Annotated in this window: 3 protein-coding genes; all 3 read right to left on the bottom strand. The window is 35.5% G+C overall.

The window, feature by feature from the left end:
- Positions 1-17: 17 nt before the first annotated feature.
- Entirely contained in the window at positions 18-1,205 is a 1,188-nt protein-coding gene (locus ACQY29_RS03965; RefSeq protein WP_428223948.1) for a phosphoglycerate kinase, read from the bottom strand.
- 110 nt (positions 1,206-1,315) lie between these two features.
- Positions 1,316-2,302 (bottom strand): PorP/SprF family type IX secretion system membrane protein, encoded by a 987-nt coding sequence (locus ACQY29_RS03960; RefSeq protein ID WP_428223947.1) that lies wholly within the window; start codon positions 2,300-2,302, stop codon positions 1,316-1,318.
- 15 nt (positions 2,303-2,317) lie between these two features.
- Positions 2,318-15,706 carry a T9SS type B sorting domain-containing protein gene (locus ACQY29_RS03955; RefSeq protein ID WP_428223946.1) on the bottom strand — a complete coding sequence of 4,463 codons (13,389 nt, stop codon included), beginning with the start codon at positions 15,704-15,706 and terminating at the stop codon, positions 2,318-2,320.
- Between the last annotated feature and the right edge of the window lie 39 nt (positions 15,707-15,745).

The raw sequence follows: 15,745 nt of genomic DNA, 5'->3' as shown, positions 1-15,745 counted from the left end.
TGTTAAAATTGACTTAATTAGTTCAAAATAGCCGCAATACCAGGTAAAGTCTTACCTTCTAACATCTCTAACATGGCACCACCGCCTGTAGAAACGTAACTCATTTTAGGCTCAAAACCAAATTGTTTTACAGCCGCAACGCTATCGCCACCACCTACTAATGAGAAAGCTTTATTTTCTGTAGCTTCCGCAATAAAATTACCTAATTCGATAGTTCCATTAGCAAAAGTATCCATTTCAAAAACTCCTAAAGGCCCATTCCAAAGTATCGTTTTAGAATCTAATATTACTTTTTTGATAGCATCTAATGATTTTGGACCTACATCCATACCCAACCAGCCTTCAGGAATTGCATTTACATCTACCACTTTAGTATCTGCATCATTAGCAAATTTATTAGCGGCCAAAACATCGACTGGTAAATGAATTTGAACCCCTTTTGCTTTAGCCTTTTCCAAGATTTCAAGGGCTAAATCTAATTTATCATCTTCGCATAAAGAGTTTCCAATTTGTCCACCTAAAGCCTTGATAAAAGTAAAAGTCATTCCACCACCAATAATCATGTGGTCAATTTTGTCTAAAACATTTTCAATAACTGTAATTTTTGAAGAAACTTTACTACCTCCTAAAACGGCTGTAACTGGTTTTTCGCTGTTATTTAAAACCTTATTTAAGCTTTCAATTTCTTTAGCTAATAAAACACCAAAGCATTTATCATTTGGAAAAAATTGTGCTATAATTGTGGTAGAAGCGTGGGCGCGGTGTGCGGTACCAAAAGCATCATTCACATAAACATCACCAAGGCTGGCAAGTTTTTGAGCAAATACCACATCACCCGCTTCTTCTTCTTTATAAAAACGTAAGTTCTCTAGTAATAAAATATCCCCTGCTTTCATGTTTGCTGCAGCATTTTCAGCAACAGTACCTATACAATCAGAAGCAAAAGTAACTGGACGACCTAAAATTTCAGCTGTACGAGCCACGATATGACGCAATGAAAATTCATCTTGCATTCCTTTTGGTCTTCCTAAATGAGACATTAAGATAACACTTCCTCCTTCGTTTAAAATTTTTTCAATCGTTGGTTTAGCTGCTTCAATACGCGTGCTATCAGTAACGTTGAAAGTATCATCTAAAGGCACGTTAAAATCAACGCGGATTAATGCTTTTTTATCTTTAAAGTTAATGTCGTTTAATGTTTTCATTGTGTTGTGTAAATTAATTAGCGATACAAAAATAAAATAAAAAAGGCTAATATTTATTCAAGTCAGATACTTAAAATAAATATTAGCCGTATAATTAAAAAGTAACTATACTAATCTTCAGCTACTGAGTTCTGTGTACAAGGACAATTACTGATACCTTGGAAGAAATCCCATCCTAGGGTCAACATATGCGTTCCTGAATTATACTGTGCCAATTCATTAGTAGTAATTTGATAAGAATACCCCATATAAAACTGACTCTTTTTTAATCCTAACATAGGTCCGATAGATAAAGGTTTCATAGGTTGATCATTTAAGAAACGGTACGTAGCACCAAGCCAGAAATAACCCGTACGCTGAAAATCCATATATCTATATTTCAGATTGACGTCTGTACTCGAACGTCCATCACTTTGAAAATATTGGAAATAAACTGAAGGTTCAATTTCAGATCTTGAATCTCGGTTACCACGAAAAACATAACCACTATAAATTTGATAATTACGAAGTAAACTAGGTTCCGGTGCTGTGTTAAATTGACGCAAATCTTTACTTAACAAATTACTTACGTTTAACGCAGCATAAAACCTATTCTTTCGATATAAGAAACCTACATCAAAATTACTATTTGCAGTAAAACGATCATTAGGTAAACTCTCAGATTTTATTTCACTAGTTTCAATTCTGAAATTATTGAAGTTATAAGAAATACCAAAAGACAAATATTGTTTGGAAGGGTAATCCAAAATGATATGGTGGGCAAAACTCAATTTACCACCAGCTTGTCTGGTATTACCATTCTTATCATTATACACTTGAATTCCCACACCTGATTGATCTAATATTCTAAAATCGGCATATAAAGCTTGATTTTGCGGGGCATCCTTAATTCCTACCCATTGTAAAAAACCGTTAGCCCTCACTCTAGCATTATCACCTATCCCAGCAAAGGTAGGTGATAACACAAAAGGATTATCGGCTAAATATTGTGTGGCAGCAGGTAAATGCAACTCTTGAGCAATTCCTGAACTAACCATTGACAACCCAATAAGGGTAAACACTTTTTTGGCTTGTGTATATAAAAAATCTAATGTCATAGCTCTTGAGTTAAATTATCTGTATAAAGTAAAATGTCCAACAAATTCTTGACCATCATTACTGTCAACTTTAATTACATACCAGTAATCCCCAGAAGGCAATTCTTTACCATCATATTTACCATTCCATCTAGCACCTACAGGTAACGTAGCTAATAAACGTCCGTAACGGTCATACACTTTAGTCACTAAACGAGGGTACACAGTAGGATCAACAAAATCAGGTCCCCAGTCGTCATTTTGTCCATTTCCATCAGGAGTAAGTACATCTGGTACTTTAACTGGAATATAAGGGAAATATTTGCTAAAGCTTGCACTACATCCATTAATATCAATCGCAATCACTTTAATGAGTTTGTATTGTTCATAATAGATAAAAGTATCTTGAGACCCTGATTGCATCAATTGTCCATCAGCATAAAACTCGTAAGTATAACTTCCACCGCCACCAGTAGCTACAGCCATCACAGTATTCAGACCAGATTGACTCAATGTAACTTCTAAAGGCATTAAAGGTACAATCGGCTGAGCGGTTACAACCGTTTTGATACATTTGGTTGGACTAGTAACTGTAACCGTAAAATTACCACCATTAACTAATGTAGGATATACATTAGAAGCAAAAACAACGTTTTGATTAGCAGCAGTAACATTGATCACAGGATTTAATGGAACTGCAGCAGGACTCACACCTTCAAATAACTGAATAGCAGTGCCTATTGGGAAACTAGAGGCATTACCAGTCAATAAATTATTACTTACCGAAAGCATATAAACAGGTACATTGTTAACACAATCTACAGATTGTAATAAGAATGGATTTATATCATCACCTGCTTTAATTTCAAATACATCAGTCCAAGAACATCCATTACTGTCTATGATATCAACATTATATAAACGTGCTGCTAAAACAGCACTAGTATCGTAAGTTGTTTGACCAATAGGGATTTGAGTATAAGTACTCACATTAGGCTTAGGACTACCAGCTGCATAAATAGCAATCTTATACCAACCACCCGCTGTAATAGTTCCACCACTTATATTGCGAATTATCACACGACCATCCATATTTCCATAACAAGTTTCCCCGATTACGTCATTAACAATATCGATACTTGCAAACACTTTTGTTGCAGGTTCACCAATTGGAATTGGGAACTTATTTAAAGCAAGACATCCGTTGCTGTCTTTAACTGTAAGATTATAAACTCCAGCAGGTAAATTAGTGATATTGAATCCACCTGTAGCATAAGGATTAGTGATATCAAAAGTTTCTTGAGGTCCAAAAAGAGGGGTTAGTATATATTGTATAGTACCTGTACCTCCAGTTATAACTAAGTTAATAATACCATCGCTACCCCCTTTACATTTTGCATCAGTTTTAGTTGCAGTAACTACAAAAGGAACATTAGGACCTTTTATTTCAAAACTTCTAGTAACTGGAGTACAAGCAAAACCAGGGTTTCCACTAGTAACAGTAATTGTGTAAATACCTCTTGGTAAACCTGTAAAGTTACCAGTAGTATTATTAGAAATATTTACAGGACCCGTAAGATTATATATATAACCTCCTAAACCACCTACTGCCTGTACTGAAATACTTCCATCTGTATCCGAGAAACATTTTAATACATCTTTAATCGAAATTAAATTTAATGCTAATGGTTCTAAAGTATCAATAGTAATTTGAGCTACACTAATACAATTATTAGCATCCATTACATAATATTTATGAGGCCCCGGAGCAACATTAGCAATCACGATTGAGGATGCAAAACTTGCAGAAGTAAAACTTCCGTTAAGTGAAATATCATAACGATAAGGAGGAACACCTCCAGCAGCACTTAACAATAAATTTTGGAAACTATTGTTACAATTCTGAGTACCTACAACTTCTGCTAAAGTAGCTACTACTTGAGTTGGTTGATTAACTACAAAATTAAAAGTTGAACCACATGAATCATAGTCGTCATTTATCGTTATTGAATAATTACCAGCGCTCAATCCTGTAAATAAAGGAGCTGCTTGAGGACCAGAAGAAGGTCTAGCAGGAGCCGATAAATAATTCAAAGTATAGGTATAATTAGCTGCAATATTATGACCTCCAGTAACATTAGTAATATTTAATTGACCATTAACATCACCAAAACAAGATAAATTTACATTAGGAACATTAGCATTAATTTTAGCAGGTTGACTCAAAGTAACATTAACTGTATTCGTACAATTATTTTCATCCTTAACTGTAACTGTATAATTACCCGCACTTAAACCAGTAAACACGTTATTAGTTGTATATGCAACATTTACAGGACCTGTTAACTGATATTGAAGGACACCTGTGCCTCCATTTCCGCTAGCTGAGATAACCCCTTGAGTATTAGTACAAGTAACATTTGCTGTTTCAGAAGCACTAATAAGCAACTCTGGAGCAGTACCAATTGTTAATAAAGGTGTTTTATAAGTACAGAATGGAGAACTTGTTTCAGTAATGTTTACATAATAACTGCCAGTAGCTAATCCTGTAATTAGAGTAGCTGAATTAGTATTAGTTGATACAGTAGGCTGAACAACAGCATTAGTTAATGCATCATGAACAACATAATTGAAATTACCAGTGAAATTTTGAATATTTAAATTCATTGCTCCTGTATTTCCACCAAAACATTTTACATTACTAGCTAAAGTCAAATCAGCATTGATGAAATTGTAAGGTGTAACATCATGTTCTACAATTGTACTACATAGAGTAGTTAAATCAGTAACAAGGAAAGTATAGTGTCCTGGTTGCGTGATATCAAATTGATTTACATTCAATCCAGCACCTTGAATAACCACAGCAGGTACCGGGGCAGGAGTAGGAGCTAGATATTGATAACTATAATTACCAGAACCACTAGAAACAACAATACGTATTTGTTCATTATTGGTACACGTAATCTTCACAATTGCTGGATCAATACTTGCTATTACAGGAACATAAGCTGGAATTGTTAATGGTAACGTATTTGCAATACAACCATGAGCATCTTTCACAAATAATGTAAAAGTTTGAGCAGCTCCATTATCAGCAATGTTAAATTGATTTCCAGAAACAAAATTAGTACCGTTTATGCTATAAGTATATCCAGGAGTTCCATCGTTAGCGGTAATAGTAATCACAGCATTTTGCAATGCATTGCTCGCATTACAGCCATATGGTGTAAATGCAGCACTAACTGTTAATGGAGTTGGTTCGTTTATAGTAACAAATTGTTGTAGTGAACAATTACGATTATTAATTCCTTGAACGGTATAAGTACCAACCGGTAAATTGCTAAACACATTTGCTACACTATTAATAGGGTAGGTCAGTGTTGGGTTAGTACCTGCAATTATTGAATAAATGATAGGTAAATTACCATTCAACGTTGTTACGGTAATAGTACCATTATTTCCACCATTACAACTCACATCTGTGGCAACTGTTGAAAAATTAACAGTTAATGGAGCTTCAACTTCTATCGTAGCTTGTTTACTACAAACTTCGTTAAGACCTGTAACTGGATTTAAGAAAGTATCATTAATCTGAACAGTATAAGTACCTGGCGTCAAGTTATTAAATACGTTACCTGCTTGAGCTGGAATAATAATTGGAGATGGAGCTATCGTTTGATAAGTATAATTACCAGAACCACCACTTCCTGAAACTGTAATTTGACCACTATTAACAGGAATACAATCTGCATCCGCTGTAACTGAAAGTGCTAAATTTAAAGTTGGGTAAATACGTATAGTACCAGTTCCAGTACAATCATTTTTGTCTTTAATAGTTACTGTGTATAGACCAGGCTGAGTTACATTAAAAGTACCAGATGCTTGATAAGATACACCATCAATACTAAACTGATAAGGCGCAATTCCGAATAATGGATTTGCTGTAGCTGTAAAAGTATATACCGTTCCATCGCTTGTGCATTGGTTAGCAGCAACACCAGGTAAAATAACTTGAGGGTCCGAGTCTAAACCTACATTAACATTTATTGATGTTTTACAGTTGTTGGCATCATTTACCCAAATATCCCAAGAACCGCTACTCAAATTAAAGATGTTGTTAGTTACAAATAAAACTGGTGCTGGAGATCCAGCTACTACAGCTTCATAACTATAAGGAGAAGTACCTCCAAAACCTTGTACTGTAACAACTCCAGTCTTAGAACAAGTAGCATTAACATTGTTTACAAGATTTAAACCAATAGCATTAGGTTGACCAATTGCTATTGTTGTTGTAGCTGTACAACCTGTAACATTATCAGTAACAACTATAGTATAAGATCCAGCTGTTAAATTCACTAGATCAAAGAATGATGAGGATTGATTGATCACAGGTGCACCTCCATTAACCGTATAACTATAATTTCCAGTAAAATTACCTACAGAAATTCTAATACTAGCATTATTACCACCATTACAAGAAACAGCTGTTAACTGTTGCGCACTTGCAGTAATATTTATAACTGGTTTAATATCGAAATACTTAGTGGTTGTACAACCATTAGCATCAGTAACTTGGAATAAATACGTATTAGGGGCTAAACCACCAAAAATATTACCCGGTTGATTAGGAACCACAACTGGGGAAAGTATTGCGTATTGATAAGGTCCCACTCCAGAAGTTACACTAGTAACTGTGACAGTACTCGTAGTTGCTAAGCATGTAATAGCAGTAGCAGAAAAAGCCATATCAGTAGGTGGAGTCAAGTTAGGCACTGTTAAAGTGGCAGCAGCAGCAGAAATACATCCTTTGCTATCCATAACAAGTACACTAACTGGTCCATTAGCTACAGTAGAATATGTAGCTGTGGTAGAGTAATTAGTACCACCGTCAAAACTAAATTTATAAGGTGGAGTTCCTCCTGCTCCATTTGCAGTAACTGTTGCAGCTTGAATACTATTACCCACACCACATGTTAAACCTTGAGTTAAAGAAATTCCAGCAATTACAGGTAATGGTTGCCCTATGATTACATTTGTAACACTTGAAATACAATCTTTAGCATCTTTAATCATAACTGGATAAGTAGCTGCAGATAAACCTGCAAATACATTAGAGGAAGTGTAAGTTAAGCCATTGTTTATACTATATAAATAAGGTGCTAAACCGTTAGATGCAGTTATCGTAATGCTACCATCAGAACCTGCTGCACAACTTACATCATTTTGTGTAAATGTAAATGTTGGCGTCGTCTTAGGAGTAACAACAATTGGATTTGAAACAGCTGTACAACCTTGTGTGTCTGTAACTTGGAAATAATAAGTACCAGCAGTAGTTATCGTATGTGTGGCACCTGCTGTTGTAGGAGCAAATGGTCCTGCAACATTAGTACTCACTCCGTAAGCAACATAAGGTGCAGTTCCTTGACTCGCAAAAAGATTAACAGTAGCGTCATGACTACATGCTAAATCTTGAACTAAATTAGCTTGCAATAATAACTGTGGTGCAACGATAACTGAAGTAGAAGCTATACATGAATTAACATCTTTTACAAAGAAATAATATGTACCAGCAGAAGAAACACTAAATGTATTAGTAGCCACAAAAACAGCTGGTGGTGTATTTACAGTATTCATTCCGTAAACAATATTCCCATTAAAAGTTGTACCGTTAACTGTGAAATTCAAAGTAGTACCTGTATAACATTGTTGTGGTATTGCATTAATAGTAGGTAATGCATCTTTAACAATGGTATGTGAAATCATTTTCGTACAATTATTTGCATCTTTTACCCATATATCCCAATTTAAAGAAATTGCAGGATCTAGAACACCTAAATTTGATGCAACATAGCCTCCTGGAGGCGTGCCAGCTGGCATAAAAGCATACATATAAGCTGGTGTACCACCAGTGGCAGTAACCGTAACTTGTGCATTTGCATTACAATTAGCATTTACACTTGTAGCAACAACTAAATTTAAAGGTTGAGATGGCTGTGTAATAAGGAAATTATAATTTGCACTACATAATGTACCCGTTGCTTCGGTCACTTTGATATTATAATTACCAGGTGGTAAATTAGTAAGTGTAGTAGTCACTGGTCCACCTGCTGGGCCAACTAAGGTACCAACAACAGCAGGCACTATAGGCAAATTAGTCAATGCATTAATTAACTGATAATTTATATTAGTAACGGTTGGATCGTAATTTTGTACGGTAAATTGCAACGAACCATTAGCACTGCCATTACAACTAACATTTGTTTTAACTGCACCTGTAATGTTGATCCCTGACGGAGCAGATGGTGTAGTAAATTCTAAAACAGAAATACAATTGTTTGCATCGCGAACTTGTAAATAATAAGTGGTACCATGACTAAGCGCATTAATACCCGTATACGTGAATGTGGTAGAATTTGTATTAGTTATTAAATCTGGTTGACCAAAAAATCCATAATCATATGGTGCAACTCCTCCAGTTGTATTAACTGTAACAGTTACTCCAGTCGCACAATTATTAGAATCTACAGTAGCACCAAGTATCATATTTGGAGCTGGATCTATCTTTTCAACAGGACTTAGATATTTACATCCTTTAGCGTCAATTACTTCTATATAATAAAAACCAAAATTTAATCCCGAAAAAGTATGCGTAGTGGCAGCAGTAACTCCAGAAGTTTGTAATAATCCAAAAGAACTATCTAATAAATTAAAAGTAAAATTAGGAGTACCCCCAGAATTAATAGTTACTGCAAAAGTACCTAAAGTATTGATGTTACAAACAATACCTGTTTTAACATAACTTACAACGATAGGCGCTGGATTATTTAATGTTATAGATCCTGATGTAGAACAACCACGTGCATCTGTAACTGTATATGTATGCACACCAGGTGCTAAACCTCCAAATACATTAGTAAACACAGGTGTAGCCCCGTCTACGATATAAGTATAAGGTGCAGTTGCTCCACTAGCGTTTAATATTAAAGTACCATCAGTACCTCCATTACACGTTGGATCTTTAGTAATATTCGCAACAACTGGTGGTACTGCAGCAGTCATAGTAACTGAAATAGGAGTAGTATACGTACAACCATTAGCATCAGTAACTAAAACAGTGTAGTTACCAGCTGCATTAACTGAAATAGTGGTTGAAGGTCCTACAAAAGTACCATTAATAGCTGTAGCAATGTTATTCAAATAAACCAAATAAGAATAATTAGCTTTACCTCCATTTACAGAAAGCGTCATCGTACCAGCCGTTGGATTTGAGCACGTTAAATCTTTTACAAAAGCTAAACTTGCACTTAATTGAGGGTAAACAGTGATACTCGTAGGACTTACAGCTGTACAACCATTACCATCTTTAATGGTAACGAAATAAGTACCTGGACTGTTAACGGTAAATGTTGAACTTGATTGGAATGAAACCCCATCAATACTGTAACTTAAAGGAGCTATACCTGTACCTGTCGCAGTAAAAATGAACCCTGTAGCTACAGAACATTGGTTAGCAGCAATAGTTGGTACCGTTACTGTTGGCAATGGATCAGAAATAATTGTTACAGAACGTTTATAAATACATCCATTTGCATCTTTCACATACACATCCCATACTAAATTAGCAGCATTATTAGTATCTACTGATAAAGGATTTACAGTGTTAAAAACTGTGGGAGCGGCAGCACCAGAAATAACCGCTGCATAAGCATAAGGAGCTGTACCTCCACTAGGTGTTACAGTAATTAGCGAAACATCGTTATTACAATTAACATTAGTAGCAACTAAAGTCGCAGAAGGTAATGATCCTGGCTCTGTTATAGTGATACTAGCGTTTGCAGTACAACTTGTATTAGGATCAACAACATTTATAGTGTATATCCCAGCAGACAAATTATTTAAATTAATTGTACCTGATGTTTGACCTACAAATCCAGGTAAAACACCATTTATAGTATAATTATAAGTAGTAGCAAAACCACCTACTGTAAACACAGCAGCGCCAGAAGTACCTCCATTACATAATACATCACTTAGTTTAGTACCTGTAATCGTAATTGGGGTTACAGGGACGATAGTCAATGATTGCGTTGCAAAACATCCGTTAGTATCAGTAACGGTAACATTATAAGTACCAGAAGGCAAGTTTGTAAAATTACCTGTCGTGTTAGTAGCATTACTAGGTCCAGCAATTGCATAATTCAAAGGAGCTACACCACCAGTTACATTTATTTGAATAGTGGCTGTCGTTGCGGCACATGTAATTGTACTTTTCGTAATTGAAGCAATAACAGGTGGATTCAGTTTTTGTAAGGTTACATTATTTGAAACTATACATCCGTTAGCATCTTTAACACTATAAGTGATAGTTTGGTTAGTACCATTATCATTAATAGTAAGTGTATTTGTATTTGTATAACCTGTACTATTAAAATTATACTGGTACGGAGCAGTACCTTGACTCGCAGTGACTGTAATAGTTGCAGGCATAAATGCATTTGAAGCATTACAACTAAAAGGAATCACTGTATGTGAAGCGGTTAAATTATTAGGTTGTGCCACTACAGCTGTACCATTAAAAATACATCCTTTGCTATCTCTTACGATATAATTATAAGAACCCGCAGTTAAACCAGTATAATTAGTAATCGCACTAAATCCTAAACCATTAAAGTTAATTTGATAAGGCGCAGTACCTAAACTTGGAGTTATGGTAACGCTACCTGTATTTCCTCCATTACACAATACATCTGTAACTACATGTGTTGCTGAAGGATTTATAGGAGTAGTAACCGTGATTGTATTTGAAGTAGCATTACATTTTGCATCTGCTACTGTAAAGACATAAGTACCAGCTTGTGTAGCAGTATATGGAAAACTTGCAACAGGTGTTGGCACTCCGCCATTATAACTCACCGTAATTGTAATAGGAGCAATACCTCCAGAAATAGTACCGTTAATAGTTGCACTTGTAGGGTTACTACAAGTTATATCCTTTACTAAAGTAGTACTAACTGTTAATTGAGGAGCAATTATTTGATTATTAATTGTTAAACCACAATTGTTTGCATCTGTAATTGTCACAGAATATGTACCTGGAGACAAATTAGGGAAAGTGTTACTACTTTGTGGTGTACCTCCATTTAAACTATAAGAATAGGGAGCAGTTCCAGTAGTTACATTCACTACTAATGTTGCAGCATTTGTTCCATCAAAACAAAAATCTCCAGTTATATTAGCAGTAATTGCAGGAGGTGCTGTAAAAGTTTTATTAATAGAAGTCGTACAACCTTTAGCATCCGTAACTGTAATAGTGTAAGCTACATTAGGAAGCAAGTTTGAGAAAACATTCCCAGATACGTTAACACCAGCATTTGGTGAAATACTGTATGTATAACTTCCCCAACCTCCAGTAGGAGAAACGGTTATAGCACCATTTGTAGTACAAGTTGGGTTTACAAAAGTAAAAGGAGCCGTTAAAGCTTGAGCTGGACCAGCAATTGTTAACGTTTTAGTATAAGTACAATTATCGTAATCCTGACTGCTAAAAGTAATTTGATAAGTTCCAGCAGGCTGGTTAGTAATAGGCACTGTTAAAGTAGTAGATCCAGTACTTGGCGTACGTGGATTACCAGTTGTACTTACAATAGGTACACCAGGATTAGCTACATTCACAACAGTGTAATTATATCTCACGTTATTAGGCAATCCAGAAATGGTAAATACAGCATTACCATTAGATTGTCCGAAACATACTACATCATTAGTCACCTGAGCAGTAATGGTTGGAGCAGGCAACGATTGTAATGTAAAAATTTCTTGATACGTACATCCATTGGCATCTATAACTTCAAAAGTATAAGTACCTGCTGGTAAGCTACCGAAATTACCCGAAGCTTGGTAGGCTGTTGCATTTGCTGCAGGAGAAACAATACGGTAACGCACTGGAGTTACACCTCCACTTCCAGAAATATTCACGTTCAAATCACCTGTAGCTGTACACGATGTAGCTGGAGTTTGACCTACAAGAATCATATCAATTGGTCCATTCAAAGCTGGAACTGTAACAGGATTTAAGCTAATGGTACAGCCATTCAAATCTCTAACTTGAATTGTATATGTACCAGGACCTAAATTTGTAAAATCTTGAGTAGCAACCCATGTTATTCCACCATCAATACTAAATTGTAAGCCTCCAGCACCAGTTAAATTCATAACTACAGTAATGGTAGCTCCAGTATTATCACAACGTCCTTGGGTGGTAATAGAGGCAGATCCAGTAATCGATGTTGGTGTATTGATAGAAACTAGTTGACTAGGTAATGTACACGTAACGCCATTAATTGTATAACGAACCGATGTAGTATGTAAACCAGGTGCTAAACCTGTAAAAACATTGCTTGCTAAATAAGGTCCACCATCAACACTATATGTCAATGTTTGCCCACTTGAACTAATAACATTGAATGTAATAATACCCGTATTTGGACTTGTAGCACATAGGGGATGCGTAACAGCTGGGGTTACAACAGGGGTTGGAATTAAATTTATAGTTTGACTAGTAGTTGCAGAACAGTTATTCGTGTCAACTACTTGTATATTAAAAGTTCCTGACCCTGTAGTGGTTATTGTTGCATTAGAACCTTGTGAAATTCCATTAACAATAAATGTATAAGGAGCAGTACCTCCTACCGGAGTAATAGTGATTACCCCATTTGAACAAGTGGTTAGGGGAGTAGTTATAGCTGCAGAAACTGTTAATGCAGCAGGATTAGCAAAAGTATGAGTTACTTCTTTACTACATTTATCATCTATAGTGACTAACCAAGTATACGTTTGCCCCGCATTTAAATTAGGGAACGTGTAATCATTGGTTACAGAAATAGGACCTGAAGTTGCTAATGGAACACCCGTAGCCGTAGCTCCTGAATATAAAGCGAAATAATAGTTTGGATATACATCATTAACCACTAGACGTATGCTTCCTTTATCTCCAAAACATCTTGGTTCAACATATGTATCTGTTACAGTAAAATTTCGTTGACGAATACCTATATTAGGAACAAAAAACAGACACCCTCCTGGGAAATTTGCTTTTCTAACCCATACCGTATAATTTCCTGCAACATTAATATTACTGAATACATTTGAAGTCTGCCAAACATTAGTTGCAGCACCTGCAGCTGTTGATAAACTAAATTCATAGCCTGTAGCAGGAACATTATTAATCGTTATTTTTCCAGGTGTAGTACACACGATATCTCTAGAATCAATTTGAGGATCTAAAAATTCTAAACTGGCATTAAAATAAAATTTACGATCACATCCACCTGGGAAATTAATGATTACTCTATATTGACCCGGTCCAGTAACAGTGAAATTAGGATTTGTTGCTAAAGTAGTCCAAGTACAAGCTGAATTAACATTGGCACAGTTTGGATTGGCAACGGCAGGACATGAGCCAGTATTTAGTTGTTCCCAAACAATAGAGGTAGCACCTGCAATATTAGTAACTATAGGAGCCGTATCGTTTGTCCCACATAGATATAAAAATGGTAATTGGGGATCCAGACCTAAATCAGGACAGTTTTTAATATCATAATTGATACCACTATTAGCAGGCAACCCTTGCAAATAAGTAATTACGGGATTCACTAATCCTGTACCATACGTACTCACATTGAAAGTGATTGGAATATTAACACATGGTGAAGGTGCTACACACATTACACTATAAGTTCCTACCATATTAACAGTTACTGTCTGATTGTTAGTACCAGCTACAGGAGTTATGGTTGCTCCAGCGGGTCCAGTCCAAGTATAAGTTGTATAACCAGCTGGTGCTGTAAGTTGCGTAGTGGTGCCACACAAATAAACATTTTGACTAGATTTACAATCATCTATGTTTCCAATAAAGTTAGTAGGAGAGGGGCTGTTCACGGAACAAGCATTGTATGAAGCATAACTAGGATCATCTGTAATTTGTGCCGTATTGATAACCCCTTGATAGGAAACAAAAGCTTGGTTGTTGATTCTATTTTCACAAGCATCTTGAAGTTCAGCACAATCAGGTACAACTTGTACTCTTATTCTTAAAGAATATTTACCACCTCCAGCGGTCACTAAACTCTTATTAACTGATAATATTAGTTCTCTAGTTGTACTGTTATAAGAAACTACAGTAATCCCTGCTGGAAGTGTTAATCCAGATGGATAAGAGAATACTGTATTAACGGGTAAAATATCACGAATAGTGACATTTGTTGCATTATCATTTCCAACATTTTGAAGACTGATAACATAATCGACTGTTTGTCCTAAACTAAGTGGAGAACCACTTGCAATTGGTGTCCCAGCTGGAGTTTCAATAGTTTTTGTTAAAACAATTTTAGGTTGAATTACATCTACAGCAAAAGCATCGAAATAATGATAATAAACATCACCATCCGTACCTAAGGTGATATCAGCACTTGTTGCATTGTTAGCAATCACACTATTTCCAACATTGGAAACATTAAAAATACCAGCATCATAACCTAACGTATTAGTACTATTAGGGCTTCTACCTGCTAAATATCCTAATGGATCAGTAATAGAACTATTAAAGAAATTATCACTTAAACTATTTCTAATCGGTGGACGCATTTTAGTTCCATTAATTCTGTAAAAATCGCCAACAATACCTTGATCTCCTTCTAGCGTTGCAAACGCAACTTTGGCATTTACAGGACCTGCAGGAATGGTCTGGAAACCACTAACATTAATATCTACACTAGAAGAACCATTTACATTAGCAAAACCATTAAAGGAAGTAATATTTTTTGCTGGTAAATTTGGATTTTCATAAATGACATATAAATGCCAACCAGCAGAAAACCCTGGATTATCTTTTCCAGTAGTAGCTTTAATATTGGCAACAGCATAAGTCCCTTCAGCATTAGTAACATTTAATAAATTTGTTACATCTGCATAAACTGCATAGGGTTTCATACTCAACGAAGTAGCATCATGAATAACTGTTCCTGTCACTGTCTGGTAAGTGGCACTATTAGGTACTTTAAATTTAACTTGGTCAATTCCTGATCTACTACTATTTGTATAAGTCGCTCCCCAATATAAAGCTGCATATTTAATCTTATAACAAGATCTATAAGCTACTGGTATTGATAAGTTGGCACGACTCGAATTAGTAGTTGTAGGGTCACTATCTATATCAACTTCTACCAAAGTTAAATCTTGATTAGCTGCTGGACCAGTATATGCATTTGTTTTATGTGTAGAAAGGTTATTATTACCTATTAGTAAAATATCCGCATTCAAACCATTGGTTTGATTGACCGATGTAAAACTTTTCAAGAGTTGTCCTGAAATAGTATTTACACTAAATAAATAAAACAGCAAAATCCATAAGTAATACTTCGATCTCATAGGGCGTTGGGTTTAATTCTTTTCAACTTATAAAGTTAT

It is taken from the genome of Flavobacterium sp. (assembly GCF_965262375.1).
Classification (GTDB): Bacteria; Bacteroidota; Bacteroidia; order Flavobacteriales; family Flavobacteriaceae; genus Flavobacterium.
The sequence above is the reverse complement of the archived record's forward strand: the minus strand, read 5'-3'. Positions and strand labels throughout refer to the sequence as shown.